The sequence below is a fragment of the Kitasatospora sp. NPDC041988 genome (assembly GCF_055588525.1).
The window spans coordinates 38,271-64,075 of sequence record NZ_JBVJCO010000054.1 but is presented as its reverse complement, the minus strand read 5'-3'; the positions used below and the strand labels follow the sequence as shown (position 1 = coordinate 64,075).

The following is a 25,805-nucleotide window of genomic DNA, read 5'->3' as shown; positions in this document are numbered from 1 at the left end:
TATCTATACATCGACCCTATCTACAGCCCTTTCTTCGTCGTCTCCTCTGCTCGAGAGCCCCCCTACTTCCCGGCTCCCTCCCCCCCCACTGCCCCGCCCCCCCCCCCCCCCCCGGGAGCGGCGGGGAGCGCGGCGGCTGCCTTCGCGGGGAGGGGCTTCTCCAGCTTCTCGGCCTTCGCCTGCTCCTGCTTTCCCGACTGCTTCTCGGCCTTCGCCGGCTCCTCGTCGTCCACCGGCTGCTCGACCGGCTCGGCGGTCCGCAGGGCGAGACGCGGGTCCGGGCGGGACGAACGGCCGGCGGCCCCTTCGGGCCCCTCCGCCTTCGCCGCCGCCTTTCCGGGGGCGTCGCCGGACCCTCCGTCAGCTGCGGATTCGTCACTCTTCGGGGCGGGCGCGGTGAGCTCCGGCGGCAGCCTCAGGGCGGTGGTCGCGTTGTCGACGGGCAGCCGGATCATCGTGGTCTTCGTGTCCACATCCCGGACCCGGAGCTGCACGGTCGAGCCCGCCCTGGCCGTTCCGGACGGCACCTCGGCCGGCGCGCCGTCGGCAACGTCCGCGGCGTCGGCGACATCGTCGGCGTCGGCGTCGGCGTCGGCGTCTGCGTCGGCGTCGGCGTCTGCGGACTCAGCCGCATCGGCGGCGGCGGCCGCAGCGGTGCCGTCGGCCTGATCGGCCGCGTCGGCCGTCTCCTGCACGCCGTCACCGCCGGCCGGGCGTTCCCGCTCCCCGCCCCGTTCCCCGTCCCGCTCGCGCGCCCGCTCGCCGTCCCGCAGCACCCTGTCGGGGGACTCGCCCACGTAACCCAGCCTCCTCAACGACCGGCGGGGCACCGGCAGACCCGATTTCGGGAAGCCGACGCCCCGCCCCGTGTACCTGTACAGTCTCCGCCACCGACGGAGGTTCCGGTCGCCCACACCCCGCCCGACCGGCGGTTATTGCCGCCGCACGGCCGCACTGCGGCCCGTTCACCGCTCAGACGCCGGGCCTGGCGCCGCCGGTTCCCCGCTTCGTACGCAAGGTCACGATTCGGAGGCGTACTCGACAAGCCCGTGTGAGAGGCGTCACGCTGTTTCCCATCCACGCGGGGAGGCTTGGATGGGCAAGAGCCGCAGAACTGTTCCCGAGGAACTCTTGCTGCTCGCATTGGACCCGACCACGGGTACCACGGCGCAGCCGCAGACCCTCGACCTCGGACTCGCCGGGGCACAGCTCGTCGAGCTGTCCCTGGCCGGACGGATCGTCCCGGAGGGCGATCGGATCGCCGTCGTGCTGCCAAGGCCGACCGGCGACCCGACACTGGACCACGCACTGGAGTTGCTGCGCCGACGCGGCAGTCCGGTCCGTGCCGCGCACTGGATCGGCGGGCCCCGGCTGGGGCTGCGGCAGACCTATCTGGCGCACCTGGAGAGGTGCGGCATGGTCACGGCCGTGCCGGGCCAGGTGTGCGGGGTGCTGCCGACGACGCGTTACCAGGCGTCCGACGACTGCACCAACGCCGCGATCAAACAGCGGCTGGACACCGCGATCCGCACCGGCGTGCCGCCGGACCCGCGGACCGCCGCACTGGCCGCCCTGGCCCATTCGGTGGGCCTGGGCAAGCATCTGTACCCGGGCAACGAGGGCCGGTCCTCGCGGTCCCGGCTGCGTGACCTGATCCGGTACGACCCGCTGAACGGGATGGTCGCGCACGCCGTCATGGACGTGCAGAACGGCCTGCCGTCCCAGCAGAACCGTTCACCCCAGGGCGGCGGCGCCCCGGCCGGTGCGGGCCACCCCGGCCAGCGCGCGGCGAGCCGCAGCGGGTCCGGGGGCCGGGTCGTGGCACCGCGCGTGGGCGTCCGCTGACACGGGCCGTCCGAGCGGCGGCACCCCAGGAACCACAGCACCGCAGCACCGGAGCACCGCAGACAGCACCTCAGAGCAGGAAGCGCGGCATCGCGGGAACGCAGCACCGCACCGCGTGCGGCACGGCGCTCGCCGCACCGCTCGCGCCGCCACCCGGCGGCGAGCAACCAGCAGCACGGAGGGGCGGTCGCCCGCGACGGAAGTCGCCGGGCGGCCGCCCCTCCGCCGTCCCCGAAGGCGGCCGGACCGCTCCGCGGAGCCGGGCCCGGGCCGCCTCGGCACGTGCCGCCAGCACATCTGCGGGCGTCGGCGGCGCCCGCACCACCATCGCAGAACTACCGGATCGAGCCGCAGAGCCGCCTTACCACTCCGGGGTGCCCGCTGTCTCACAGAAGCGCTTTTCCGATGATCTGTTCTACTGCGCTCCTGTGATTCCCCGGCGCCGACCTGATCCAAGGTGACATGCTGCTCCAAGTCAGGGGGGTTGGTCCCAATTTCCACAGTGTTCCGAGGACTGCCGTTCCAACGATCACCAGAGGTCCGGCCGGAGGTCGACGTGTCCGCGAACATCAATCCCACCGTGCGCCGCAGGCGCCTGGGCTCCGAACTGCGCAAGCTGCGCGAGGGCCTGGCCATGACGGCGGAGGAAGTGGCCGGCCGGCTGATGGTCTCCCAGTCGAAGATCAGCCGCCTGGAGAACGGACGCCGCAGCATCAGCCAGCGCGACGTGCGCGACCTCTGCGACGTCTACAACGTGACCGACGAGGCGATGCGCGCCAGCCTGATGGAGATGGCCCGGGAGTCCCGGCAGCGCGGCTGGTGGCACGACTTCAACGACATGCCGACCCCCTACAGCGTCTACATCGGCCTGGAGGCCGAGGCCTCCTCGATCCGCGCCTACGAGTCCTCGTTCGTCCCCGGCCTGCTGCAGACCGAGCAGTACGCCCAGGCCGTGGTCGAGGGCACCCAGCCGGACACCGACGCGCTCGCCGTCCAGCGCCGGGTGCAGGTCCGGATGAAGCGCCAGGACCGCGTCAACGGCGAGAACCAGCTCGGCAGTCTCTGGACCGTCATAGACGAGGCGGTCCTGCGCCGCGAGGTCGGCAGTAAGGCCGTGATGGCCGACCAGCTGAAGCACATGCTGGAGCTGAGCCAGCGCTCGAACATCACCATCCAGGTGATCCCCTTCGCCCACGGCGCCCACCCCGGCATGACCGGGACATTCTCCCTGCTCGAGTTCCCCGAGTCAGCCGATTCCACGGTTGTCTACTTCGAAGGGGTGACGAGCGATCTCTACCTGGAGAAGGACGCGGACGTGCGCCGCTATACCAGTCTCTACGACCACCTGCGGGCGGCCGCGCTCGGGGTGGCCGAGAGCCGGTCACTGATAGCCAACATTGAAGAGGGATACCACGCATGAGCACCACCTTCGAGAACGGGACGGCCTGGCGGAAGAGCAGTCACAGTGGCGGCAACGGCGCCTGTGTGGAGATCGCCACGCCGGCCGGGGACGCAGTGGCGGTCCGGGACTCCAAGGACCCGCAGGGCCCGCAGCTGCACTTCTCGGCCGAGGCCTGGAACGCGTTCGCCAGCGCCGCCGGTGCAGGGGTGTTCGGCGGCTTCTGATCCGCGTCCACCGTTCTCGGCCCAGTTGCCCGTAGCGGTGCCCGTCGCCCTCCCCCGGTGGCGGACACCACTACGGGCAACTGCGCGTCCGGACCGTTCGGAGCAGCGGGGCACTCCGTGCAGGGGGTGTCCGAAGCAGAGCAAGGACAGGCGCAGGACGGGGATCAGCGCAGGACGGGGTAGCGCACGGACCAGGCCGCGCCCTCCGCGGTGTCCGGGCCGTGCAGCTCCGACCCGTGCATCAGCTCCAGGACGAAGTCGTCGGCCAGCTCCAGCAGCGCCCCGCGCCCCTCCAGGCCGGCCACCAGGCCGGACGGCAGCGCGGTGTCGCCGTGCAGCACACCGAGCAGGTTGCCGCAGATCGCGCCGGTGGAGTCGCTGTCCCCCGAGTGGTTCACCGCCAGCAGCAGGCCCGAGCGGATGTCGTGGGCGACCAGCGCGCAGTACAGCCCGATCGCCAGCGCCTCCTCCGCGACCCAGCCCTCCCCCAGGGCCTCGACCCGCTCGGCCGACGGCTCCCCGGCCCGGACCGCGTCCAGCGCCGCCCGCAGCGCCGCCGTGGTCTCCTCGTGCGCCGGCCGCTCGGAGAGCAGGGCCAGCGCCAGGTGGACGCCCTCCTCCAGGGTGCCGCCGCGGGCCGCGGTCTGGACGATCACCGCCAGCGCGCCGGCCGAGAGGTAGCCGGTGGGGTGGCCGTGCGTCAGCACCGAACACTCCACCGCCAGCTGGAACACCAGGCCCGGCTCCCAGGTGGTGAGCAGCCCGAACGGCGCCGCCCGCATCACCGTGCCGCACCCCTTGGAGTGCGGGTTCTTGGGCGCCTCCAGGGTGCCGAGGCGTTCGGCGTCCGGCCCGGAGAGGCCGGAGAGGCAGGCCTGGCCGGGGGCGCGCTGGGCGTACAGCCACTCCTCGCGGCCGAGCCAGCCGAGGTCGGCCCGCCGCTCGTCCGGGCCCCAGTCCCGCTGGGTGGCGGACCAGCGCAGGTAAGCGAGGTGGAGGTCGGTGGGCGGGTGCCAGCTGCCGGTGTCCCGGCGGACGTGGGCGCGGATCAGCCCGTCCACGGTGAAGAGCACCATCTGGGTGTCGTCGGTGACCGCGCCGAGCCGCCCGTACGCGGGGACGTAGCCGGTGACACCCTGCGGGCCGTGCACCGCCCGGATCTTCTCCAGCGACTCGAACTCGATGCCCGCACCGAGCGCGTCACCGATCGCGCCGCCGAGCAGACAGCCCCGCACCCGGCTGCGGAAGTCCTGCTGCTGTGCGCGTGACCACAGTGGCATCACGACGGGGCGCCTTTCGTCCGGGAAGGGGGGCGGCGCGACCCGGGCCGGTCGCGCGCCCTCGCACTGTATTCGAATGGCTGAACAAGTCGAGGGGTTCCCTGGGAACGCCAGTCTTCAACAAAATGTTGCTGCCGGGTCATGCACCGGCCACGGACCACCACCCCGGGCTGCGCGGTCACCAGCCCGCAGGCCGCCGTCCAGGCCATGGTCGACGCCGAGCAGGCACCGGCCGGACAAGGGCGCAGGCCCCGGCTCAGGGCGCAGGCCGGCTCGGGCGCAGGCCGGCTCGGGCGCAGGCCGGACAAGGGCGCAGGCCGTCACTCGCAGGTGTTGCCGAAGGTGTGCGGGCCGGTCAGCACGTCCACCGCGCTGAACACCTCCAGCACGCCGGCCAGCCCGGCGGCCGTGGCCAGCACCATCCCGGCCACCAGCAGGGCGGGCCGCTGCCGCGCCAGGACGGCGCACCGGCCCGCGCCGACCGCGGCCGCCAGGCTCAGCAGCGGCCCCACGACCGCCGCCGCCCGGGCCGGCCCGGGCAGCGGCCCCGGCTTGTGGCAGTGCTGGAGCGGCGCCCAGACCTCGCGGTGGTAGGCGTCGACCGCGTACTTCGCGAACACCCAGCCCGCCACGGCCGCGAGCGCCGCCGCACCGAGTGGGCCCCACCGGCCTGCGCCGCCCCTGCCGGCCACCGTCTCCACCCTGCGCCCCCGTTCGTCGTGGCGCCCCGCCCTCGGGGCCGCCACGACGATGACGTGGGTGACGGCGATTCCGGTTCCGGTCCTCCCGGCAGGCTCAGTCGAGGACCGGCAGCAGCTCCGGCAGGTGCCCGTCCGAGGCCAGGGCGGCGGCCTGCCGCTCGGCCGGGACCTCGCCGTAGGTGGTGGTGCGCTGCCGGTGCGGCCGGCCCGCCGCCTCGGCGATCGCCTGGAGGTCCCGGACGGACTTGTAACTCCCGTACGCCGAACCGGCCATCCGCGAGATGGTCTCCTCCATCAGCGTGCCGCCCAGGTCGTTGGCGCCCGAGCGGAGCATCTCGGCCGCGCCCTCGGCGCCCAGCTTCACCCAGCTGGTCTGGATGTTGGGGATGTGCGGGTGCAGCAGCAACCGGGCCATCGCGACCACCGCGCGGTTGTCCCGGGCGGTCGGGCCGGGCCGGGCGATGCCGGCCAGGTAGACCGGCGCGTTGGTGTGGATGAACGGCAGGGTGACGAACTCGGTGAAGCCGCCGGTGCCATTGGTCTCAAGGGAGCGCTGCTGGATCCCGGCGAGCAGGCGCAGGTGCCCGAGCCAGTGCTTCGGGGTGTCCACGTGCCCGTACATCATGGTGGACGAGGAGCGGATGCCCAGCTCGTGGGCGGTGGTGACGACCTCCACCCAGGTCGCGGCCGGCAGCTTGCCCTTGGTGAGCACCCAGCGGACCTCGTCGTCCAGGATCTCAGCGGCCGTGCCCGGGATGGTGTCCAGGCCCGACTCCTTGGCCTGCTGGAGCCAGTCGCGGATGGAGAGCCCCGTCCGGGTCGCCCCGTTGACCACCTCCATCGGCGAGAAGGCGTGCACATGGATGCCGGGCACCCGCTTCTTCACGGCCCGCGCGATGTCGAAGTAGGCGGTGCCGGGGAGGTCCGGGTGGATGCCGCCCTGCATGCAGACCTCGGTGGCGCCGACCTCCCAGGCCTGCTCGGCCCGGTCGGCGACCTGCTCCAGCGAGAGCGTGTAGGCGTCCGCGTCGGTGCGGCGCTGGGCGAAGGCGCAGAAGCGGCAGCCGGTGTAGCAGACGTTGGTGAAGTTGATGTTCCGGGTGACGCAGTAGGTGACGTCGTCCCCGACCGCCGAGCGCCGCACGTCGTCGGCGATCCGGCAGAGCGCGTCCAGCGCCGGGCCGTCCGCGTGGAACAGCGCCAACGCCTGCTCGTCCGTCAGCTTCGTCGGGTCGTCGGCGGCCACCGCGAGGGCCTCGCGGACGTCGCCCGTCAGCCGCTCCGGCGCCGATGACGAGGCCTGCTCGCGCAGCACCTCCCAGTCCCCGTAGACGTCCTCGAAGTCGGCCCGGCGGTCGCCGGTGCGGCCCTCGGTGTCGATGGTGGCGTGCAGGTCGGTCCGCCCGTACGAGGCCGGGAGGTCCTCCGGCTCCTGCCAGGGGTGGCCCTGGACCACCACGTCCGGGCGGGCCAGGCCGGTCTCCGGGTCGGACAGCGCCCGGACGTGCGGCAGCACCCGCGGGTCCAGCCACGGCTCGCCGTGCCGGACGTACTCGGGGTAGACGGCGAGGCGCTCGCGCAGCTCGAAGCCGGCCGCCGCCGACTCCTCCGCCAGCCGGTCGATCTGCGGCCAGGGGCGCTCGGGGTTCACGTGGTCCGGCGTCAGCGGCGAGACCCCGCCCCAGTCGTCGATCCCGGCGCCGATCAGCCGCCGGTACTCGCCGTCCACCAGGTTCGGCGGCGCCTGGAGGCAGGCCGACGGGCCCATGATGTGCCGGGCCACGGCCACGGTGGCGACCAGCGCGTCCAGCTCGGCGTCGGGCATGCCGCGCATCGCCGTGTCCGGCTTGGCGCGGAAGTTCTGCAGGATCAGCTCCTGGATGCCGTGGTACGCCCGGGAGACCCGGCGCAGCGCGAACAGCGACTCGGCGCGCTCCTCGTACGTCTCGCCGATGCCGATCAGCAGCCCGCTGGTGAACGGCACCGAGCTGCGCCCGGCGTCCTCCAGCACCCGCAGCCGGACGGCCGGCTCCTTGTCGGGCGAGCCGTGGTGCGGGCCGCCGGGCTCGCTCCACAGGCGGGTGGCGGTGGTCTCCAGCATCATGCCCATCGAGGCCGAGACCGGCTTGAGCCGCTGGAAGTCCGTCCAGCTCAGCACCCCGGGGTTGAGGTGCGGCAGCAGGCCGGTCTCCTCCAGGATGCGGATGGACATCGCCCGGACGTAGGCGATGGTGTCGTCGTAGCCGTGGGCGTCCAGCCACTCGCGGGCCTCCGGCCAGCGGTCCTCGGGCTTGTCGCCGAGCGTGATCAGGGCTTCCTTGCAGCCGAGTTCGGCACCCCGGCGGGCCACCTCCAGCACCTCGTCCGGCGACATGAACATCCCGTGCCCGGCCCGGCGCAGCTTGCCGGGGACGGTGACGAAGGTGCAGTAGTGGCACTTGTCGCGGCAGAGCCGGGTGAGCGGGATGAAGACGCTCTTGGAGTAGGTGATGACGCCGGGCCGCCCGGCCGCTTCGAGGCCCGCGTCACGCACGCGGGCCGCGCTCGCACAGAGGTCCAGCAGATCCTCACCCCTGGCTTGGAGCAGCACCACAGCCTCGGCCGCGTCCAGCGCGACACCGTCCCGGGCACGGCGCAGGGCGCGCCGCATCGCGTTCGCAGTCGGGGTGTTGGTTGCTTCCATGACGCGACCCTACGCCAGTTCTCGTACATCCGGAGGAGGCAACCCTGAGGACGTATCAGGGTCGGCTGCGCCCGTAGTGCGACCCCTATCTGGCCCTGGAGGGCGATGACTCGGGCCGTCCGGCGCCGTGTAATGGAGGGACAGAGGCAGTCGGTCACGGTTACGGAGGGGTAGGACGCTATGACGGACGACACGGCGACTGAGCGGACCCAGGACGGCGCCGCGGTGCCGTACCGGGCGGGGCGGCGCACGGCGGTGCGGGTGGCGGTTCCGGTGGCGGTGGCGGCGGTGATCGCCGCGGGCGTCGGCCTGGTGCCGGCACTCGCGGCCGACTCCCCGCCGGACCTGCCGACGCTGTCGGCGGAGCAGGTGGTGGCGAAGGCCCTCGGCTCGCAGGCGCAGACGCTCTCGGGCACGGTCTCGGTCTCCGCCGACCTCGGGGTGCCGAGCCAGCTGCTCGGGGCCGGTGCCGGGATCCCGGCCGGCGGCGGGGTCGGCTCGGGCGGCACCGGTGCCACCAAGCCGTCCGCGGCCTCGCCGGAGGCCAAGCTGACGCAGCTGCTCGGCGGCGAGCACACCCTGCGGGTCGCGGTGGACGGCCCGGACCGCCAGCGGATCGGCCTGATCGAGCAGCTGGCCGGGTACGAGCTGGTCCACAACGGCGACCAGGTCTGGGCCTGGGACAGCTCCAGCAACGAGGCCGTCCACCTGACGGCCCCGCAGGGCTCCCGCCCCGACGGCCACCCCGGTGGCGGCCACCCCGGCAAGGCGCCGCTGACCGAGGTGCCGGCCACCCCGCAGGAGGCCGCCCGCCAGTTCCTCACCGCGAGCACGGGCACCACGGCCGTCACCGTGGACGGCACGGCGACCGTCGCCGGGCAGAAGGCGTACCAGCTCAGCGTGAAGCCCACCCAGTCCGGCTCGACCATCGGCGAGGTCCGGATCGCGGTGGCCGCCGAGAACGGTGTGCCGCTCGCGGTGGTGGTCAAGGGCACCGACGGCGGCAAGGTGTTCGACATCCACTTCACCGAGGTGTCGTTCGCCAAGCCGGCCGCCAAGACCTTCGAGTTCGCGGTGCCCAAGGGCGCCAAGGTGACGGAGCAGAAGGCGGGCGACGCGGCCGGGGCGCCGTCCGCGGAGGAGGCGCAGAAGGCCGCCGACGGCCTGAACGTGGTCGGCGAGGGCTGGACGGCGGTGCTGAGCGCCAAGCTGCCCACCGGTGACGTCGACGTCCCGGCCGAGGGCGGGCACGGCAAGCACGGCAAGGGTGCCCCGGCCCAGCTGCAGAACCCGCTGGCGCTGGCGAAGTCGCTCGGCAAGCCGGTCAAGGGCGGCTCGCTGATCAGCACCAAGGTCCTGAACGTGCTGGTCACCGACGACGGCCGGGTCTTCGCGGGCGCGGTGACGCTGCCGGTGCTGCAGAGTGCGGCCGGGGTGAAGTAAGTGACCCAGGCTCCTGTAACGGGGGACGTTACGGAGCCGGCCGGGGGCCGGGGCGCCGCTGTGCGCCCGGCCCCCGTGGCCGTTCCCGCCTCCCCCGGTTCTCCCTCTGCCGGCTCTGCCTCTGCTGGCTCCCCTGGCGCTCCCGGCTCTCCGACCGACGATGTGATCAGAACCCGGGGGCTCACCAAGCGGTTCCGCGGCGGCCAGCTCGCCGTGGACGGGCTGGACCTGACCGTCCCCCGGGGCTCGGTCTTCGGCTTCCTCGGCCCCAACGGCTCCGGCAAGACCACCACCATCCGGATGCTGATGGGCCTGATCGCGCCCACCGCGGGCGTCGCCACCGTGCTCGGCGAGCCGATGCCGCAGTCCGTCGGCACGGTGCTGCCCCGGGTCGGCGCGCTGATCGAGGGCCCGGCGCTGTACGGCTTCCTCTCCGGCCGGGACAACCTGGCCCGGTTCGACGCGGCCGATCCGACCGCCGACCCGCGCACCCGCAAGCAGCGGGTCGCCGAGGCGCTGGAGCGGGTCGGCCTGACGGCCGCCGCGGGCAAGAAGGCCCGGGCCTACTCACTGGGCATGAAGCAGCGGCTCGGCCTTGCCTCGGCCCTGCTCCAGCCGCGCGAGCTGCTGGTGCTGGACGAGCCGACCAACGGCCTCGACCCGCAGGGCATGCGGGAGATCCGGGCGCTGGTCCGAGAGGTCGCGGCCGAGGGCACGACGGTCTTCCTCTCCTCACACCTGCTGGACGAGATCGAACAGGTCTGCACCCATGCCGCGGTGATGTCGCGCGGCCGGCTGGTGGTGCAGGGCACCGTCGCCGAACTGGCCGCCCGGGCCCAGGGCCGGCTCGTCGTCCGCACGCCGGACGTGGCCCAGGCCGCCGAGGTGCTGGCCGCGCACCAGGTCGCCGACCTGCAGAAGGGCGAGGACCGGGTGGGCGGCGGGCTGGACGCGCCGGCCGACGACGTCCTGCCCGGGATCTGCGCGGCGCTGGTCGCGGCCGGGGTGCGGGTGCACGGCTTCGGTGTGGAGCGGGGCACGTTGGAGGACGCCTTCGTGGCGCTGACCGGGGAGGGCTTCGATGTCGCGGGCTGAGGTGGCGGACGGCGCCGTGGCGGGCGGTGCCGCAGTGGACGGTGCCGCAGTGGACGGTGCCGTGGTCTCGGGTGTCCCGGTGACCGGGCGCCGGCCGCAGACGGCGGCCGGGTTCCTGGCGCTGTTCCGCAGCGAGCTGCTGCTGACCTTCCGCCGGGTGCGGACCATGGTGCTGCTGGGCATCCTGGCGGTGCTGCCGGTCCTGATCGGCGTGGTCATCAAGATCGAGACGGACGGCCCGCGCGGCGGTGAGGGCCCGGCGTTCATCGCACAGGTGACCCAGAACGGCCTGTTCCTGGTCTTCACCTCACTCGCGGTGGCGCTGCCGGTCTTCCTGCCGATGACGGTCGGCGTGGTCGCCGGGGACTCGGTGGCCGGCGAGGCGGCCGGCGGCACACTGCGCTACCTGCTGGTCGCACCGGCCGGGCGGACCAGGCTGCTCGCCGCCAAGTTCACCGCCGGGCTGGTGTTCTGCCTCGCCGCGACGACAGCCGTCGCCGTGGCCGCGCTGGCCACCGGCGCGGCGCTGTTCCCGCTCGACGACGTCACGCTGATCTCCGGGGAGACCATCGGCCTCGGCTCGGCGCTGCTGCGGGCGGTGCTGGTCGCCCTCGTGGTGGCCGCCTCGCTGGGCGGACTGGTCGCGATCGGGCTCTTCATCTCGACGCTCACCGGCAGCGGCATCGCGGCGATGGCCGCCACCGTCGGCCTGGTGATCACCGTCCAGATCCTGGACAGCTTCCCGCAGCTGCACGCGATCCAGCCGTTCCTCTTCACCCACCGCTGGCTGAGCTTCGGGGACCTGCTGCGCGAACCGATGTACTGGGACGGCGTGCTGACGAACCTCGGGGTGCAGGGCGCGTACGTCGCGGTCTTCGGCTCGGCCGCGTGGTCCCGCTTCACGAGCCGGGACATCACGGCCTGACGGCCGTCCCCGGCCGGCGTCCGCTTCTGGGGCGGCCGGGGAGTCGTCGGCAGTGGGTGACGGACCGCTCGGCGGGTGACGGCCGTCGTCGGCGTTCAGCTGCCGGTTCAGCGGCGACCCACCGGTTCAGCGTATGGCCGCCGGGTTCAGCGGGCGGCCGCCGGGGCGGTGGCGGGTTCGGCCGTGCCCGGTCCGGCCGTGGTGGCGGCGGCCGCCCGAGCCAGGGCGGCGGCCCGCTCCACCCGGTCGGCCCGCACCCGGCGCAGCGCGTCCCAGGTGAGCAGTACCAGCGCCACCCAGACCAGGGCGAAGCCGGCCCAGCGGGCGGGCGGCATGGACTCGTGGAACACCGCGATGCCGATCAGGAACTGGAACACCGGCGCCAGGTACTGCAGCAGCCCGAGCACGGTGAGCGGGACCCGGACGGCCGCCGCGCCGAAGCAGAGCAGCGGGATCGCGGTGATCACCCCACTGAGCATCAGCAGCCCCGAGTGCCCCCAGCCGTACGAGCCGGCCACCGTGTGCCCGAAGGTGCCACGGCCGCTGAACTCCAGGTAGACGAGGTAGCCGAGGGCGAAGGGAAACATGAAGGCGCTCTCGGCCGCCAGGCTCTCCAGCCCGCTCAGCCCGACCTTCTTCTTCAGCAGCCCGTAGGTGGCGAAGGAGAACGCCAGGGTCAGCGCGATCCACGGCAGCCGACCGTACCCGACGGTCAGCACCACCACCGCGAGGGCGCCGATCCCGACGGCCGCCCACTGCACCGTCCGCAGCCGCTCCTTCAGCACCAGCACGCCGAACCCGATGGTGACCAGCGGGTTGATGAAGTAGCCGAGGCTGGTCTCGACGACGTGCCCGGCGTTGACGCCCCAGATGTAGACGCCCCAGTTGACCGAGATCACGGCGGCGGCCGCGCCCAGCATGGCGAGCCGGCGCGGCTGGCGCAGCAGCGGGCGTATCCAGCCCCAGTGCCGCTGGACGAGCAGCAGCAGCGCGACGGCGACCAGCGACCAGACCATCCGGTTGGCGAGGATGTCGTCGGCCGCGCCCGGCTCCAGCAGCGGCCAGAACAGCGGGAACAGCCCCCAGATCCCGTACGCGGCCACGCCGAACCAGAGCCCTCGGCCGGCCTCCTGCTGGGTTGTCTCTGGCATTGACGGCCTGCCCTCCGCGCGCACGAGTGTCGAGCCGACGGTAGCGGGCACGGGGGCAGGCTGTCATCTCCGTACCCGCTTTTTGGTCATGACAGCGGATGGACCGGGAGCCCTCAGGCGGTGAGCGCGGCGCGCACGCTCTCCGCCAGCGGGACGGTCGGACGGCCGATCAGCCGGGCCAGGTCGCCGGTGCGCAGGCCGAGTTCGCCGCGGGCGATGGCCGCGTCCGTGTCCACGAAGACCTCCGCGAACGCCTCCGGCAGACCCGCCGCCACCAGTCGCTCGACCTGCTCGGCCGGCTCGACCTCGCGGTACACCACCGGCCGGCCCGAGGCCGCGGAAAGCTCCGCCGCGTACTCGCCCATGCTCCAGTCGGCGTCGCCGCTCAACTCGTACACGCCGCCCTCGTGCCCCTCGCCGGTGAGCACGGCGACCGCCGCGTCGGCGTAGTCCTGGCGCGGGGCGGTGGCCACCCGTCCGTCCCCGCCGCTGCCGAAGACCTCCCCGCGCTCCAGGCTCGCGGCCGCGCTCGCGGTGTAGTTCTCGGTGTACCAGCCGTTGCGCAGCAGCGCGAAGGGCAGGCCGGACTCCCGCACCGCCGCCTCGGTGGCGATGTGCTCCTCGGCGATCCGGAACGTCGCCGCCGGGCCGCCCAGCACGCTCGTGTACGCCAGCAGGCCGGCCCCGGCCGCCTTCGCCGCGCCGATCACCGCACGGTGCTGCGCCACCCGGCTGCCGAACTGGTTCCCGGAGATCAGCAGCACCCGGTCGCCGGCCGCGAACACCCCGGCGAGCGTCTCGGGCCGGCCGTAGTCGGCCTCGTGCACCCGCACGCCCCGCGCGGCCCAGGCGGCGGCCTTCTCGGCGGAGCGGACGACGACCGCGATCTCGCCCGCAGGGACGGCGGCCAGCAGCCCCTCCACGACCAGCCGGCCGAGCTGTCCGGTGGCACCGGTGACGACGTACATGTGCTGCTCCCTGGGGTTTCTCACCGCGCGCCGGGGGTCCTCGCCGCGCGTCGGCTTCGATAACTCACCCTAGGGAGGGCACTAACTTCTGGATAGTACGCACTTGTAAGTAGGGTACTGACATGAAGGTAATGGCAGAGACTCCGTCGGCCTCCTCGAACTCGTCGGCCCCCTCGACCCCGTCGGCTCCCTCGAACTCGTCGGCCCCCTCGACCTCGTCGTTCCTCGACAGGGCACCCGACATCTACGACCGCATGTGCCCGTCGCGTGGCGTGCTGGAGCACGTGACCAGCCGCTGGGGCGTGCTCGTGCTGGTCGCCCTGCGCGAGCGTGGCTACCGCTTCAGCGAGCTGCGCCGCCGGGTGTCGGGCGTGAGCGAGAAGATGCTCGCGCAGACACTCCAGACGCTGGAGCGTGACGGCTTCATCCTGCGCGAGGCCCACCCGGTGATCCCGCCCCGGGTCGACTACAGCCTGACCCCCCTCGGGCTGGAGGCGGCCGAGCACGTCTCCGCGCTCGCGCACTGGGTCGAGGAGCGGATGTGCGGCGTCCGGGCCGCCCGCGAGGAGTACGACGCGCGCCCGCCCCGCTGAGCCGGGCGCGCGGGTACGGGCGGATGCGGGCGAGTACGGGCGAGTACGGGCGGGTACGGGCGGGTACGGGCGGCAGGCCGCGCGGGCGGGTACGGGCAGCGCGGGCAGCCACGCGCCGAGGCTCGCGGGCCGTTTTATGCAGACCGGTCTACCTATATAGACCGGTCAACATATACCGCTCGGTCTACAGATTCATGCCGCGCCAAGCCCTCGCACGGAGGAGAAAGTAGGTAGGCCGGTCTACTTATTCTTCCCGCGCCGCGATCAGCGCCGCGAACCCGTCCAGTACCCGGGCGAGCCCGAACGCGTACGCGTGGTCCGGGCTGTACGCGCCGCCGTGGGCCTCGCCGGCCGCGGAGCCGACGCGGGCGGCGACCGGGAACCGTTCGGGGTCGAGGACGCGGGCCAGCAGCTCGGCGTTGGCGGCCCACCACTGGGCATCGCTCATCGCGCTGTCCTGCTCGGCGGCACGCTCGTCGACGGCCATCCGGGCGCAGGTCTGCACGAAGCCCAGCAGGTGGGTGAGGGCCGCATCCAGCTCCACGTCCGGCAGCCCTGTCCCCTCCAGGGCGCGCAGCTCGTACTCATACTTGGCCATCACCCCCGGCCCCAGCGGCGGGCGGCTGGTGGAGACCCCCGCCACCCAGGGGTGCGCCCGGTGGAGCGCACGGTTGTCGTCGGCCACGGCGGTGACCCGGGCCCGCCAGCCCTCGTCGGCGGGGGCGGTGCGCGGCATGGTCGCGTAGACGGTGTCCAGCATCAGGTCCAGCAGCTCGGCCTTGCCCGGCACGTAGGTGTAGAGCGCCATCGGGGAGACGCCCAGCTCCTGGGCGACCCGCCGCATCGTGACGGCGTCCACCCCCTCCGCGTCGGCCAGCGCGATCGCCGTCGCGGCGATCTCCGCCGGCGACTTCGCCTGCCGGGGCCCGCGCCGGCCCGGCTTCTCCTCCGCCGACACACCCCAGAGCAGTGCCAGCGTGCGCGCCGGATCTCCTGCGCTGCTGCGCTCACTCGCCATGAGCCGATCCTTTCACGCCCGCGCCCGGCTACCGTCTAGCCCATGACCGCCCCCGACCCCCTCCCCGGCACCGACGCCCCGGAGGTCCTCCGCCCCCGGGTCACCTGCCGCCGCTGCCACCGGCCGCTGCACGACCCCGAGTCCCGGATGCTGCGCCTCGGCCCGGAGTGCCGGGACCCAGCGGAGCGCGTCGCCCGCCACGAGGTCGAGCAGGACACGCTGCCGGGGCTGGACGGCCCCTGAACCCTGCTGCGGAAGGCTGTGCGCGCGGGAGCCCTAGCCGACCAGGCGGCGGCGCCAGTCCAGGGGGGTGACGGTGACGGCCTGGCCCGGATCGCCGTCCCACTCGGTGCGGAAGCCGGCTGCTTCGAGGGCGGCCACCACCTCGTGGCCGATGGCCGCGGTGGTCACGGACGAGCCGTCGAAGCCGCCGTAGAGCAGCATCAGGCCGTGACCGGCCGCGGCGGAGTCCGTGCACTGGGTGTGGAAGTAGACGAAGCCGCGGGCGTCCGGCCCGCCTGCGCCGCCAATCTCGGACTGGCCGCAGCTGCGGCAGCAGGTGAAGTTCTCGCGGGCGGTGATGCCGGCCTCCTGCAGGGCCGCGAACGCGCGGGTGAGCCGCTCCGGGTCGGTCTCGCCCTGCCATTGCGCCTGCTCCGCGACGCGTTCCAGCCACAGCCGGTCGGCCAGCACCTGCGCCTGCTCGCGCGAGACGGGCCGGCGGTCCTTGGTGACCAGGTAGTCCTCGGCGAGTTCGGCCAATTCGGCGCGGGAGGCGTAGCCGCCGACCAGCACCTCGCGGACGCGCTTCTCCAACTGCTTGCGGTCGTCCTCGGGCAGGTCGAGCGCCGGCACCTCGCGCGTGGGGCCCATGTCGAGCAGCGACCAGACCGGGCCGGAATCCCAACCGGCCTCCTGCCGGGCCCAGCCGGTCAGCGCCGCGACCACGACCTCGGGACCGTCGGCCAGCGTCCGGAAGTGCCGGTCGGAGGAGCCGTCGCGGTACTCCAGCGTGTACTCCCCGCCGGATTCGTGCCAGACCTGGGCGAAGACGTCGGGCAGGTCGGGAACCCGCTGGATCACCAGGAACCGGTCGCCGTCGCCGCCGAGCCGGCGGACCAGACCGGCCAACTCCTCGGCCGACAGGCGGACATGCCGCTCCCAGTTCTCCGTTTCAACCACGATCTCAAGCACACGCTGACTCTGGCACACCCGCCTGACAAACGACGTCCGGGGGCCACTGCCCGGGGCCACCCTGCGATCGGAAGCATCCGGCGGACCATCAGTGGACGGTGCAGCAGAAGCGGTGAGGGGAAAGGGGATTACCGGCTCCGTTCCACTCTCAACGTATAGCGCACCGGGGGCCTTGCGGCAAGACCCCTGTCGTGCAGCAGAATCGCCGACCTGAGCCAGAACCTGCGGAAATGGGAGTCACCACATGCGAGTGCTGTTGTCGGCGTACGGGTCGCGCGGAAGCGTCGAGCCGATGGTGGGGCTCGCGGTGCGGTTGCGGGAACGCGGCGCGGAGGTGCGAGTGTGCGCGCCGCCGGACGAGGAGTTCGCGGAGCTGCTGGCGCAGGCCGGAGTGGAGATGGTGCCGACCGGAGCGCCGGTGCGTCAGCTGGTGACCACGGTGACGCCGGGGTCGGCGGTGGGACTCGCAGAGCGCGCGGCCGAGTTGATGGCCGCACAGTTCGACATGGTGGGCGCGGCGGCCGAGGGTTGTGACGTGTTGCTGGCGACCGGCCCGTTGCCGGTCACGACCGCCGTGCGGTCGGTGGCCGAGAAGCTGGGCATCCGCTACGTGCACGTGAGCCACCAGCAGGTCAGCCTGCCGTCCCCGCACCGCATGCCGCCCGCGCGGCGGGGCCGGCCGCTGCCCCCGGGCGCGACCGACAACCAGGCACTGTGGGACCTGGACGCCGAGATCGCGAACTCGATGTTCGGCGAGATGCTCAACACCCAGCGGGCGTCGATCGGCCTGCCCCCGGTGGACAACGTCCGCGACTACGCCTTCACCAACCGGCCGTGGCTGGCGACCGAGCCGGTCCTGGACCCGTGGCAGGAGACGCCCGGCCTCGCTGTCGTACAGACCGGCGCGTGGAGCCGGCCCGACGAACGCCCGCTCCCGGACGAGCTGGTGGCGTTCCTGGACGCCGGCACCCCGCCGGTGTACGCGGGCTTCGGCAGCATGCCGATGGGCGATCCGAAGGACGTCGCCCGGGTGGCCATCGAGGCGATCCGAGCACAGGGCCGCCGCGCGGTCGTCTCCCGCGGCTGGGCCGGCCTGGACCTGATCGACGACCAGGACGACTGCTTCGCCGTCGGCGAGGTCAACCACCAGGCCCTGTTCCGCCGGGTGACCGCCGTCGTGCACCACGGCAGCGCGGGCACCACGACGACGGCCACCCGGGCCGGAGCCCCTCAGGTGGTGGTCCCCCAGGGGGCGCACCAGCCGTACTGGGCCGGCCGGGTGGCCGGCCTGGGCATCGGCGCGGCACACGACGGTCCGGTGCCGACCGTCGAGTCCCTGTCGGCCGCGCTCAGGACGGCCCTGGCCCCCGAGACCCGCGAACGGGCAACCGCCGTGGCCGGCACGTTCGGCGACGACGGGGCGACGGTGGCCGCGAAGCTGCTGCTCGACGCGATCAGTCGTGAGGAGCTGACCGTGTCCGCGTGAATGACGCGGACCGGAGGGTCAGGGTTCCGTCTCCTCCTCCGGGGGCGCACCCCGGCCAGGCACTCCCTCGGCGGGGGGAGGCGGTCCGCCGGTGCAGACGATGGATCCGGCGGCCCGCTGCGCGATCGTCAAGGGGTCGGTAAACCCTTTCCCGCAGCAGGAGTTCACGATGGACCGCCACCACCTGTCGAGCACGACCGCAGCCGCCGCGCCCCGCTGGGCCGTGTGGACGGCGTGGGCGACCGTGCTGTGCACGGTTCCCTCGTGCGTGTGGCGGCTGGCGTTGGGCTTCGGGGCCGACGTCGGTTTCACCGGCAGGCTCGGCGAGCTGTACACCGGCCCGGCGATCACGGTCTACGTGGTGGTGCTGTCGGTCGCGTCGCAGGCGGCGGCCTGTCTGACGCTGGGCCTGGTCCGGCCGTGGGGCGAGCGGGTGCCGGTCTGGGTTCCGGGGCTGGGCGGCCGGCGCATCCCCCCGGCGGCGGCGATCGTCCCCGCCGGGCTCGGAGCCGTGGCCGTGACGGCGCTCTGCGCCGCGGTCACGCTCGTCCCGGGCGGCCCCCTGGACAACCCTGACTTTCCCCGGGGCACCGCCGGCCTGGTGATGGACGTCTGCTACGCGCCGCTGCTGCTCTGGGGCCCGCTCGTGGCGGCGCTCACCGTCGCCTACGCCTGGCGCCGCCGCGCCGAAGCGGCGGCACCGGCAGCGGAGTGAGCACCGGCAGCGGAAATGAGCGCCGACAACGGGACTGAACGCCGGAGGACGCGGCCGCATCCTCCCCGGCACCGCCACCACGGCCGAACCCGGGCGATGGGGTGATCTGTTCGAATCATCCGGGTGAGGGGGATCGCACAGGTCGACCGGAAACAGGAGCGGCGGGGATACCGGAGGCGTCCCCTGCTCGTATCCGGCCCCCTGGAGGGAACGTTGAGAAAGACGCGAGCCCTCGTCCTGCTGATCGCGCTGATCCTCTCCCTCGCAGCGCCGCCGGCCGTCGCCCGGGAGGGCGGTGCCCCGGTGGAAAGCCCGGCCGCCGTACAGGCCGAGGTGCTCACACAGGTCATCGGTGATCCGGTGGCCGTGCCCCGGAGCAACGTCCACGTGCTCTACGAGGCGAGGGTGACCTGCCCGCCCGGCCAGACACCGACCGGAGGAGGGCCGAAGGTCTCTCCCTACTACAACGCACTGCCGCTGATCAGCTCCTACGCCAGCGGCCCGACCTGGGTCGTCACCGTGGACGGCGAATCGGACGTCGACGCGACGCTGTGGGCATCGGCGATCTGTTCCAGGGCGCCGCACACCCAGGTGTTCAACGGGCCGGTCGCGGTTCCGGCGCGGGGCCAGGGCGGCCTCCAGGCACTGTGCCCGCCCGGCCAGTACGCCACCGGAGGCGGCGGGCGCGTCGACCTCGGCGTCCTCAGCGTCGAGGGGTCCTTCGCCACCGGGAACGACCTGAACGACCGCTGGGCCTACTCCATCGACAACGCGAGCGGGATGACCCACTACCTGGAGGCCTTCGTGGTCTGCTCGTTGTCGCCCCATCACCACTACTGGGGCACCGGCACGAAGCTCCCGCTCTTCCACGGGACCGCCCAGGACCTGAAGTACTGCCCGTCCGGCACGGTGACCGGCGGAGGCGCGATTGCCGTCGGAACCTCGATCTACGAGTCCACTCCCTGGGGCAATGGCTGGCTGGCCCAGGCCGTGAACGAATCGGCGGACCATCCGGAAGTGCGCGTGAACGTGGTCTGCAAGGACTGAGCCGAACGGATCGAAGCGGAGCGGGAAGTCGGCGGATCCGACTTCCCACTCCGCCATGGGGGCGGGGTATGCCGGATCACTCCGGTGCACCCTGGTACCTGCTCCGCTCCTGGTGCGTGATCCCGTCGCTCACCTGCCGGTGATCGCACCACCGTCCACAACGGCCTTTGCTCACCCCCGGCCGGTGCAGGTCCCGGCGTCGACGAGGTCCTGCCACGCCTTTCCGCTGGATGCCGGGTCGGAGGGGTCGTAGAAGTTCACCGACATGGCGAACTGGCGCTGCCCGTCCGCCGCGCCGAACATGCCGGTGCTGTAGCCGGGGATGCCGCCGGTGAGGCCCCAGTACAGCCCGCACGGCGTGTCGTACCGCCGGAGGCCGAGACCGTAGTCCTTGCCGTCGCCCAGGCCGGTGGTCCGCTGCATCTCGGCGAGTTCGGCAGGGCGGAGCAGCTTGCCGCCCAGCAGCGCGGCGATGAACCGGTTGAGGTCGGCGGCGGTAGAGATGCCACTCCCGGCCGGGCCGGCCCAAGAAGGGTTCTCCAGGGTGACGTCGGCCGGCCCGGTGGGCAGCTGGAGGTAGCCGTGGGCGTGCGGGCCTGGGATGAACGGCGAGCTGACGGGCATGGAGGTGTGGGTCAGGCCGAGCGGGCGGACGATCCTGCGGTCCACCTCCTCGTTCCAGGTGTGCCCGGTCACCTTCTTGATGATCATCCCCGCCAGGACGTAGTTGGTGTTGGAGTAGTGCCAGGCGGTGCCGGGAGCGGCGAGCGGCGGGAACCTGTTGGCGATGTCGACCAGGTCCTGGGCCCGGTAGTCCTTCCACCGGCCGTGTTCCGCCCAGTCCGGCTTGGTGAAGTCGAACGCCGGGTCATTGGTGTGGTTGGGCAGACCGCTGGTGTGGTTGAGCAGCTGGCGCACCGTGACGGCGGCGCCGTTCGGCACCTCGCCGGGCAGGAAGCGCTCGATCGGATCGTCCAGGCCCAGCCGGTGCTCACCGACGAGCTGGAGGACCACCGCGGACACGAAGACCTTGGTGACGCTGCCGATGCGGAAGCGGCCGTTCTCGTCGACCGGCGCGCCGGTGGCGACGTCGGAGGTGCCGGCCGTGCCCTTCCAGGTCGGGTGGGCGCCCTCCCGGACGGCGCCCAGCGCGGCCGAGGCGCCGCCCTGCTTCACCATCGCGGCCACCGCGGCGTCCAGGGAACCCCAATCCACCCGGGGGGCGCTGCTCCCGACCGTCGGGCCAGGGCCGACGTCGGCCAGGGTGCCCTGCGCCGTCGCCGCCGGTGCCGCGGTGGCCAGCAGGCCCGCGCCCACGAGCGCCGTCACGGCCACCCGGAGCCGCCGGCGGCGCCGGCGCGTTCCCGGCGTGCCGCGGTCCGGCCGAGTTCCGCTGTTCCCCGTCATGTGCCTCGCCCTTCCGAACAGGCGGCGCCCTGTCGGCGTCCGCCCCACTGCCTGACACCCTGTCAGTTCGCTCCGGAATCAGTCCTCCGTCCCAGGTACCGTCCGCACCCGATCCCTACCGTGGCTTCTCCCCCTGGATGGGTAGGTCTCAGGTCGGGGACGGCCCGCCGGGTGCTGGTGGGCGTCGGTTCAGATTCCGGCGGCCGCATCCCGCGCGCCGTCACGGGCCGCCCGCGCACGACACCGGGCCGGGTCCCGGGCGGCAAGGCCTACTCCAGCAAGGCGATCCGCCACCTGCTGCGACGCCAGGGCGTCGTCGCCACGTTCCCGGCCCCAACGATCCATCCACATCAGCCTGACCGCTTGGGCTTCATCGACCGGCGGGTGTCCGTGCCGACGGATAGGGTCCTCGCCGACTCGATCCCACGGCCGCCAAAGGACCCCCAATGGCACGCACCACACCGCCTCGTCCCGCGGACATCGCCTCCGTGTTCCCGGAGTTGAAACCGCTGGCCCGCAAGACCGTCCGACTGCGCCCGCGCCGCGGCGAGCCGACGGTGCGCGACAGCTCCGTCGGCGGGCCGCTGCTCTGGCTGGCGGACGAGCCGTGGCCGGTGTGCGAACAGGAGCACGAGGACGACCCCGGGCTGCCGGTGTCGCTGAGCGACGTCCGACTGGAACGGCGCATCCTGGGCGAGGCGAGGAAAGCGACCGCGGCACCCGGGAGTCGACTTCCTGACGCCGGAGGAGCAGGCGGCGCTCGACCGCGCCGGGGAGGGCCACCCCTGGAGCACGGAGCCGAACGTGATGCTGCCCGTGGCCCAGCTGTACGCACGGGACGTACCGGGGCTGCCCTGCCCGGACGGTGCCGACCTGCTCCAGGTGCTGTGGTGCCCGCCCGACGGCCACGGGGAGGACATGCCGGTCGTGCACCTGGCGTGGCGGTCCCCCACCGATGTCCGGGCCGTGCTGACCGACCCTCCCGAGCCGGCCGACGTGGAGAGCCACGGCGGGACGGTCCCGGAGCCGTGCGTGCTCCACCCCGAGGTGGTCACCGAGTACCCGGCGCCGCTGGAGCTGGACCGGGAGCTGCGGTCCCGGCTCGGGCAGTGGGGCGAGACGTCCGGCCGCCCCGAGGGCGGCGACCCTGCCTGCTACCAGTCGGACCTGTCCGTCGCCCCGACTGGAAGCCCGACGTCCTTCGACCACTCGCATCTTGAGGTCATGCAGTAGTCGGCGGCCGGCCTCGCTGCGAGCACTGGAGCGTTGCCCCGCAGGTCTGTTGGGGCTCAGCCGGTACGCATCCCCACCGTCCCGGCGCGACAGCCCACGGCGTAGTGTGCGCGGAGTGAACGAACTGATCTTCCGGGCCAAGGACCGGTACCGTCCGTCCTGGTCGCACCTCCTGATGACGCTCGTCATCTTCGGTCTCGAAGGCTCCTTGGCCGTCGTCAAGATGGGTCCCACGGCCGGCGCTTGGCTGATCGGCGGGACGATTCTGCTCCTGATACCCCTCGGCTGCCTCACGTTCCGGAGCTGGTCCTCGGTCGGTCCCGCCGGAATAACCATCTGCTGGGGCCTCGGGCGCGGCCGCACCTACCCGTGGCACGAGGTCCAGTGGATCGACGTGCGGGAGACCAAGAGCGAGAGCGGCGACTCGCGCGCGGCCCGGATGTTCCTCGCGAGCGGGCGGCGCCGCTCGCTCCCCGGGCTTCAGAACAGCGACATGTACCCCGACGCCGACTTCGAGGTCGACTTCCAGCGCGTCGTCAACTGGTGGGAACTGAGCACGAGCGAGGCTGTTCGGATCCGGCCGCAGAAGCAGCTCCGGGACCGGATCACGCCAATGGTGCTCGGCCTCCTCATCACGATCCTCACCGTGGTCGTCGCCGCGGCCGTCATCGCAGTGATGCTAGCGCGGCAACAGCACGGGTTGTGACGAAGCGTCAGCCCCTGGGCTGAGGCCTCGTTGCCGTTGTGGCTGGTCGGGCGCAGCCTGCCGTTCCGCATCCGCCCCGCTTCCTTTGCTCCCTCGCGCCCTGAGGTCATGCAGAAGGGCGGCGGTGGCGGTCGCGGAGTGGGAAGTCGGGGGGGCCGACTTCCTGCTCCGGGCCCGAGGCCGCGGGTCTGGCTCTGGGGCCGGCCCCAGGTCTGGGGTTGAGGCGGGCGGGGTGCCAGGTGGTGTTGCGGCCGGCACCCTCGCGGAACGCGATCCGTTGGACGGCGGTGAGCAGGCGGTAGAGGTTGAGGGCCGCGTCGGACTCGTCTGCCTCGTAGCCGAGTTGGTGGATGAACGCTTCGAGCTGCGGCCAGTCGAAGTCGTCGGGGACGGTCGGGGTGCATGCCGTGACGGTGTGCGCGTTGAAGGCGGCTGCGACGGCGTAGTGGGCGGCGGCGAGCGCGTTGGCGAGCGGAGGCTGCGGCAGCACTTCGGGCATGGATGTGCCCTTCAGGGGAGGGGTGGCAGGGGGCGATCAGTTCGGTGTGCGCCGGGCGGGCACGTCGTCCTCGGGCTTTGCAACCTTGAGAGCGGTGATGACGCCGAGGACGACGGTGGCGAGCGCGAGTGCGAACAGGACGGCAAAGGCGGCACCGACGAGGAAGTCGGCGGTGCCCGGCCTCATCGGCGGATCCCGATGACGCGGTGACCGAGGTGGGCGGCGAGGCTGTGGAGGAGCTCGTGGGCCTGGTCGCGGGTGAGGGGGAAGGCGAGCTGCTCGCCGGGGCCGGCATGGACGTCCAGGTCGACGGCCAGGCGGAGCTGCACGATGGCGTCGGGAACAGCCTCAACGGCGAGGTAGGGGACGGTCGTTCGCTCGACATGGGTGGAGCTGGTGACGAGCGGGATCACGACTCCCACGGTCCACCTCGCTGGTCGCCGATGAAGGAGTTGGGGCTCACGCGGCGGCGTCCAGCTCGAACCAGACGCTCTTGCCACGCTTGCGGGGATCGGCCCCGAAGCGGTGGGTGAGCGAGCGGACCAGATGGAGCCCTCGGCCGGAGAGCTCGTAGGGGTCGGCGGAGGTTCGCTGTTCGGGGAGATCGGGGCTGTCGTCGCTGACCGAGACACGGACGGTCCGGTTCAGGAGGACGACCACCACGAGGGGCGCCTGACTGCCGGCGTGCTTCCACGCATTGACGAAGAGCTCGTGGAGGGCGAGTTCGGCGTCGCGGATGACGTCGTCCGGCCAGCCGGAGGAGTCGAGGACGTCCCGCAGCTCGTCGCGGGCGGCGGACCAGTCGGGAGGGTTGAAGGCACGCACGAAGAACCTCCGGAAGAGGAGAGGGAGTTCGAGGCGGAGACGTGACCGTGAGCCAGGCCGCACATGGCTGCTCTGCGGCGCCCAGACAGGCATTACTGACGCTCCGTCGTGTGATCGGTGCAACACTGAGAGTAGGGCATCGAATTTCAGGCCTGCAACCCGTTCGTCGATGATGAAGGCAGCATCACCCTTGTGGGTGGCGCCTGACCGTCTCGCGGGGAGAGACTGCGCACGACACGGAAGGAAAACCCTTGGCACTCAGGACCGAAATCAGCGAACGGCAGCGTCGGTTCGGCGTTGAGCTGAGGCGCCTGCGCGAAGAGGCCGGCTTCACGGTCAAGGATGCTGGCGCCCTGATTGACATGGGAGCCCCTCAGCTCAGCCACATTGAGGCAAGTCGGACCGGCTTGGACCCCATTCGGGCCGCCACTCTGATCGCCAACTACGGCTGCACAGACGCCGAATACATCGCTGAGCTGCATGATCTCGGCGCAAGTGACGGCAAGGGCTGGTGGACCGCCTTCAAGGGGCAGGTCACCCCGCGAGCCCTCGACCTTGCCGAGACTGAGGCCCGGGCAGCCGCTCTGGGCAACTATGAAACCTTCTACATCCCTGGCTACTTGCAGCTGCCTGAGTACACCGCAGCGATGTTCGAGGATGCGTATCCGGCGCAGCGAGAGGACGTCGAGGCCACGGTGCGCTTCCGCGCGGAGCGGCAACGGATCCTCAACGACGAACGAAAGCGGCAGTTCCGATTCGTCATCCACGAAGCAGCCTTGCGCATGCACTTCCATGGCGAAGCCGTCATGCGGGCACAGCTGAACCACCTGCTCGACATGGCAGAGCTACCCAACATCACGATCCAGGTCTTGCCGTTCACAGTTACGAAGAAGCCGCCGCGCGCCAACTCGTTTCTGCTCTGCGATCCTGGCTGTGCTGCCCTCGCCACGGTCATCCTGGACGGGCCCACACGTGCTGAGTACCTGGTCGATCAGACTTCCATCGCCAGCTATCGCGAGCGGTTCGAGCAGTTGAGCGAGATTGCACTACCTGCTATCAAGGCCGAGAGGTCTGTGAAGGATGATTCACGAGACTCCTGGGGGTTGATCCAACACCTTCTCTATCTACTGCAGAACTGAAAGGCTCACGATGTCCGAACTCCGCTGGCAAAAGTCGTCGTTCAGCGACACGGACGACGGCAGCCACTGTCTGGAACTCGCCCACGGAACTGACCGCCTCCGCCACCTCCGCGAATCCGACGACCCGGACGTCGTCCTCACCACCACCGCGGCCAAGCTCCGCGCCTTCATCCTCGGGGCCAAGGCCGGCGAGTTCGACCACCTCGTCTGATCGACGAGCCGGGCG

At 72.3% G+C, this 25,805-nt stretch carries 28 protein-coding genes; 15 read left to right on the top strand and 13 right to left on the bottom strand.

The annotated features are described in order from the left end of the window. Positions 1-62 precede the first annotated feature (62 nt). The gene (locus ACZ6NC_RS36040; RefSeq protein ID WP_465738094.1) at positions 63-914 is read right to left on the bottom strand and encodes a hypothetical protein; all 852 of its coding nucleotides are present in this window, start codon (positions 912-914) and stop codon (positions 63-65) included. Positions 915-1,095: 181 nt separating this feature from the next. On the opposite strand from ACZ6NC_RS36040, the gene ACZ6NC_RS36035 reads away from it, so the two are divergent. The 3 genes from ACZ6NC_RS36035 to ACZ6NC_RS36025 all read left to right on the top strand — a co-directional run bounded on the left by ACZ6NC_RS36035 (position 1,096) and on the right by ACZ6NC_RS36025 (position 3,471). After that, on the top strand, positions 1,096-1,845 hold the full coding sequence (locus tag ACZ6NC_RS36035) for a GOLPH3/VPS74 family protein (RefSeq protein ID WP_465738093.1): 750 nt from the start codon (positions 1,096-1,098) through the stop codon (positions 1,843-1,845). 556 nt (positions 1,846-2,401) lie between these two features. Beyond that, positions 2,402-3,265: a helix-turn-helix domain-containing protein gene (locus tag ACZ6NC_RS36030; protein ID WP_465738092.1), complete on the top strand. Its 864-nt coding sequence runs from the start codon at positions 2,402-2,404 to the stop codon at positions 3,263-3,265. Further along, positions 3,262-3,471, top strand: coding sequence for a DUF397 domain-containing protein (locus ACZ6NC_RS36025; protein ID WP_465738091.1), 210 nt, complete (start codon positions 3,262-3,264; stop codon positions 3,469-3,471). The genes ACZ6NC_RS36030 and ACZ6NC_RS36025 overlap by 4 nt, the downstream gene beginning before the upstream one ends. 164 nt (positions 3,472-3,635) lie before the next feature. Here the strand turns inward: ACZ6NC_RS36025 and ACZ6NC_RS36020 are convergent, their stop codons facing one another. From ACZ6NC_RS36020 to ACZ6NC_RS36010, 3 genes are all read right to left on the bottom strand, one after another. Next, complete coding sequence (locus ACZ6NC_RS36020) at positions 3,636-4,751, bottom strand: ADP-ribosylglycohydrolase family protein (protein ID WP_465738090.1); 1,116 nt, start codon at positions 4,749-4,751, stop codon at positions 3,636-3,638. A gap of 320 nt (positions 4,752-5,071) precedes the next feature. Further along, on the bottom strand, positions 5,072-5,443 hold the full coding sequence (locus tag ACZ6NC_RS36015) for a hypothetical protein (protein WP_465738089.1): 372 nt from the start codon (positions 5,441-5,443) through the stop codon (positions 5,072-5,074). A 103-nt stretch (positions 5,444-5,546) separates the two neighbouring features. Then, positions 5,547-8,135: a bifunctional FO biosynthesis protein CofGH gene (locus ACZ6NC_RS36010; protein ID WP_465738088.1), complete on the bottom strand. Its 2,589-nt coding sequence runs from the start codon at positions 8,133-8,135 to the stop codon at positions 5,547-5,549. A gap of 180 nt (positions 8,136-8,315) precedes the next feature. Between ACZ6NC_RS36010 and ACZ6NC_RS36005 the strand changes: the two genes are divergently transcribed. The 3 genes from ACZ6NC_RS36005 to ACZ6NC_RS35995 all read left to right on the top strand — a co-directional run bounded on the left by ACZ6NC_RS36005 (position 8,316) and on the right by ACZ6NC_RS35995 (position 11,598). Then, entirely contained in the window at positions 8,316-9,578 is a 1,263-nt protein-coding gene (locus ACZ6NC_RS36005; RefSeq protein ID WP_465738087.1) for a LolA family protein, read from the top strand. Positions 9,579-9,653: 75 nt separating this feature from the next. Then, on the top strand, positions 9,654-10,673 hold the full coding sequence (locus ACZ6NC_RS36000) for an ABC transporter ATP-binding protein (RefSeq protein ID WP_465738086.1): 1,020 nt from the start codon (positions 9,654-9,656) through the stop codon (positions 10,671-10,673). Beyond that, positions 10,660-11,598 (top strand): ABC transporter permease, encoded by a 939-nt coding sequence (locus ACZ6NC_RS35995; RefSeq protein ID WP_465738085.1) that lies wholly within the window; start codon positions 10,660-10,662, stop codon positions 11,596-11,598. Before ACZ6NC_RS36000 ends, ACZ6NC_RS35995 begins: the two co-directional genes overlap by 14 nt. A gap of 146 nt (positions 11,599-11,744) precedes the next feature. Here the strand turns inward: ACZ6NC_RS35995 and rarD are convergent, their stop codons facing one another. Continuing rightward, a complete protein-coding gene (gene rarD, locus ACZ6NC_RS35990; protein WP_465738084.1) occupies positions 11,745-12,749 on the bottom strand; it encodes an EamA family transporter RarD in 1,005 nt (334 codons plus the stop codon). Positions 12,750-12,862: 113 nt separating this feature from the next. After that, positions 12,863-13,717, bottom strand: coding sequence for an SDR family oxidoreductase (locus ACZ6NC_RS35985; protein ID WP_465738083.1), 855 nt, complete (start codon positions 13,715-13,717; stop codon positions 12,863-12,865). A 254-nt stretch (positions 13,718-13,971) separates the two neighbouring features. Here ACZ6NC_RS35985 and ACZ6NC_RS35980 point away from each other — a divergent pair, with 254 nt between their 5' ends. Next, positions 13,972-14,310, top strand: coding sequence for a winged helix-turn-helix transcriptional regulator (locus tag ACZ6NC_RS35980; RefSeq protein WP_465738082.1), 339 nt, complete (start codon positions 13,972-13,974; stop codon positions 14,308-14,310). A gap of 244 nt (positions 14,311-14,554) precedes the next feature. On the opposite strand, the gene ACZ6NC_RS35975 is transcribed toward ACZ6NC_RS35980, so the two are convergent. Further along, a complete protein-coding gene (locus ACZ6NC_RS35975) occupies positions 14,555-15,328 on the bottom strand; it encodes a TetR/AcrR family transcriptional regulator (RefSeq protein ID WP_465738081.1) in 774 nt (257 codons plus the stop codon). A gap of 42 nt (positions 15,329-15,370) precedes the next feature. On the opposite strand from ACZ6NC_RS35975, the gene ACZ6NC_RS35970 reads away from it, so the two are divergent. Next, a complete protein-coding gene (locus ACZ6NC_RS35970) occupies positions 15,371-15,571 on the top strand; it encodes a DUF6011 domain-containing protein (protein WP_465574627.1) in 201 nt (66 codons plus the stop codon). A 33-nt stretch (positions 15,572-15,604) separates the two neighbouring features. Here the strand turns inward: ACZ6NC_RS35970 and ACZ6NC_RS35965 are convergent, their stop codons facing one another. Continuing rightward, entirely contained in the window at positions 15,605-16,522 is a 918-nt protein-coding gene (locus ACZ6NC_RS35965; RefSeq protein ID WP_465738080.1) for a DUF6891 domain-containing protein, read from the bottom strand. A gap of 244 nt (positions 16,523-16,766) precedes the next feature. On the opposite strand from ACZ6NC_RS35965, the gene ACZ6NC_RS35960 reads away from it, so the two are divergent. From ACZ6NC_RS35960 to ACZ6NC_RS35950, 3 genes are all read left to right on the top strand, one after another. Beyond that, complete coding sequence (locus ACZ6NC_RS35960; protein WP_465738079.1) at positions 16,767-18,008, top strand: glycosyltransferase; 1,242 nt, start codon at positions 16,767-16,769, stop codon at positions 18,006-18,008. Between the two features lie 169 nt (positions 18,009-18,177). Beyond that, positions 18,178-18,723, top strand: coding sequence for a hypothetical protein (locus ACZ6NC_RS35955; protein WP_465738078.1), 546 nt, complete (start codon positions 18,178-18,180; stop codon positions 18,721-18,723). Between the two features lie 213 nt (positions 18,724-18,936). Continuing rightward, on the top strand, positions 18,937-19,770 hold the full coding sequence (locus ACZ6NC_RS35950) for a hypothetical protein (protein ID WP_465738077.1): 834 nt from the start codon (positions 18,937-18,939) through the stop codon (positions 19,768-19,770). A gap of 171 nt (positions 19,771-19,941) precedes the next feature. Here ACZ6NC_RS35950 and ACZ6NC_RS35945 read toward each other — a convergent pair whose 3' ends face one another. Then, on the bottom strand, positions 19,942-21,099 hold the full coding sequence (locus ACZ6NC_RS35945; RefSeq protein ID WP_465738076.1) for a serine hydrolase domain-containing protein: 1,158 nt from the start codon (positions 21,097-21,099) through the stop codon (positions 19,942-19,944). A gap of 882 nt (positions 21,100-21,981) precedes the next feature. Between ACZ6NC_RS35945 and ACZ6NC_RS35940 the strand changes: the two genes are divergently transcribed. Together ACZ6NC_RS35940 and ACZ6NC_RS35935 are read left to right on the top strand one after the other, a co-directional pair. Further along, a complete protein-coding gene (locus tag ACZ6NC_RS35940) occupies positions 21,982-22,410 on the top strand; it encodes a hypothetical protein (RefSeq protein ID WP_465738075.1) in 429 nt (142 codons plus the stop codon). 115 nt (positions 22,411-22,525) lie between these two features. After that, on the top strand, positions 22,526-23,116 hold the full coding sequence (locus ACZ6NC_RS35935; protein WP_465738074.1) for a hypothetical protein: 591 nt from the start codon (positions 22,526-22,528) through the stop codon (positions 23,114-23,116). 106 nt (positions 23,117-23,222) lie between these two features. Here ACZ6NC_RS35935 and ACZ6NC_RS35930 read toward each other — a convergent pair whose 3' ends face one another. The 4 genes from ACZ6NC_RS35930 to ACZ6NC_RS35915 are packed head-to-tail and all read right to left on the bottom strand — an operon-like array spanning position 23,223 to position 24,440. Continuing rightward, the gene (locus tag ACZ6NC_RS35930; RefSeq protein WP_465738073.1) at positions 23,223-23,615 is read right to left on the bottom strand and encodes a hypothetical protein; all 393 of its coding nucleotides are present in this window, start codon (positions 23,613-23,615) and stop codon (positions 23,223-23,225) included. 36 nt (positions 23,616-23,651) lie between these two features. Then, on the bottom strand, positions 23,652-23,801 hold the full coding sequence (locus tag ACZ6NC_RS35925; RefSeq protein ID WP_465738072.1) for a hypothetical protein: 150 nt from the start codon (positions 23,799-23,801) through the stop codon (positions 23,652-23,654). Next, on the bottom strand, positions 23,798-24,037 hold the full coding sequence (locus ACZ6NC_RS35920) for a hypothetical protein (protein WP_465738071.1): 240 nt from the start codon (positions 24,035-24,037) through the stop codon (positions 23,798-23,800). Before ACZ6NC_RS35920 ends, ACZ6NC_RS35925 begins: the two co-directional genes overlap by 4 nt. A gap of 37 nt (positions 24,038-24,074) precedes the next feature. Then, on the bottom strand, positions 24,075-24,440 hold the full coding sequence (locus ACZ6NC_RS35915) for an ATP-binding protein (protein WP_465738070.1): 366 nt from the start codon (positions 24,438-24,440) through the stop codon (positions 24,075-24,077). Positions 24,441-24,691: 251 nt separating this feature from the next. Here ACZ6NC_RS35915 and ACZ6NC_RS35910 point away from each other — a divergent pair, with 251 nt between their 5' ends. Together ACZ6NC_RS35910 and ACZ6NC_RS35905 are read left to right on the top strand one after the other, a co-directional pair. Continuing rightward, a complete protein-coding gene (locus tag ACZ6NC_RS35910) occupies positions 24,692-25,579 on the top strand; it encodes a helix-turn-helix domain-containing protein (protein ID WP_465738069.1) in 888 nt (295 codons plus the stop codon). Positions 25,580-25,589: 10 nt separating this feature from the next. Continuing rightward, on the top strand, positions 25,590-25,790 hold the full coding sequence (locus tag ACZ6NC_RS35905) for a DUF397 domain-containing protein (RefSeq protein ID WP_465738068.1): 201 nt from the start codon (positions 25,590-25,592) through the stop codon (positions 25,788-25,790). Positions 25,791-25,805: the final 15 nt, after the last annotated feature.

Excerpts from the sequence above, each read along its gene's own strand:
- ACZ6NC_RS36035 (WP_465738093.1), top strand. The coding sequence starts at position 1,096 with ATGGGCAAGAGCCGCAGAACTGTTCCCGAGGAACTCTTGCTGCTCGCA.
- ACZ6NC_RS36025 (WP_465738091.1), top strand. The coding sequence starts at position 3,262 with ATGAGCACCACCTTCGAGAACGGGACGGCCTGGCGGAAGAGCAGTCAC.
- ACZ6NC_RS36020 (WP_465738090.1), bottom strand. The coding sequence starts at position 4,751 with ATGCCACTGTGGTCACGCGCACAGCAGCAGGACTTCCGCAGCCGGGTG.
- ACZ6NC_RS36010 (WP_465738088.1), bottom strand. The coding sequence starts at position 8,135 with ATGGAAGCAACCAACACCCCGACTGCGAACGCGATGCGGCGCGCCCTG.
- ACZ6NC_RS36005 (WP_465738087.1), top strand. The coding sequence starts at position 8,316 with ATGACGGACGACACGGCGACTGAGCGGACCCAGGACGGCGCCGCGGTG.
- ACZ6NC_RS35995 (WP_465738085.1), top strand. The coding sequence starts at position 10,660 with ATGTCGCGGGCTGAGGTGGCGGACGGCGCCGTGGCGGGCGGTGCCGCA.
- rarD (WP_465738084.1), bottom strand. The coding sequence starts at position 12,749 with ATGCCAGAGACAACCCAGCAGGAGGCCGGCCGAGGGCTCTGGTTCGGC.
- ACZ6NC_RS35985 (WP_465738083.1), bottom strand. The coding sequence starts at position 13,717 with ATGTACGTCGTCACCGGTGCCACCGGACAGCTCGGCCGGCTGGTCGTG.
- ACZ6NC_RS35980 (WP_465738082.1), top strand. The coding sequence starts at position 13,972 with ATGTGCCCGTCGCGTGGCGTGCTGGAGCACGTGACCAGCCGCTGGGGC.
- ACZ6NC_RS35975 (WP_465738081.1), bottom strand. The coding sequence starts at position 15,328 with ATGGCGAGTGAGCGCAGCAGCGCAGGAGATCCGGCGCGCACGCTGGCA.
- ACZ6NC_RS35970 (WP_465574627.1), top strand. The coding sequence starts at position 15,371 with ATGACCGCCCCCGACCCCCTCCCCGGCACCGACGCCCCGGAGGTCCTC.
- ACZ6NC_RS35960 (WP_465738079.1), top strand. The coding sequence starts at position 16,767 with ATGCGAGTGCTGTTGTCGGCGTACGGGTCGCGCGGAAGCGTCGAGCCG.
- ACZ6NC_RS35955 (WP_465738078.1), top strand. The coding sequence starts at position 18,178 with ATGGACCGCCACCACCTGTCGAGCACGACCGCAGCCGCCGCGCCCCGC.
- ACZ6NC_RS35930 (WP_465738073.1), bottom strand. The coding sequence starts at position 23,615 with ATGCCCGAAGTGCTGCCGCAGCCTCCGCTCGCCAACGCGCTCGCCGCC.
- ACZ6NC_RS35925 (WP_465738072.1), bottom strand. The coding sequence starts at position 23,801 with ATGAGGCCGGGCACCGCCGACTTCCTCGTCGGTGCCGCCTTTGCCGTC.
- ACZ6NC_RS35905 (WP_465738068.1), top strand. The coding sequence starts at position 25,590 with ATGTCCGAACTCCGCTGGCAAAAGTCGTCGTTCAGCGACACGGACGAC.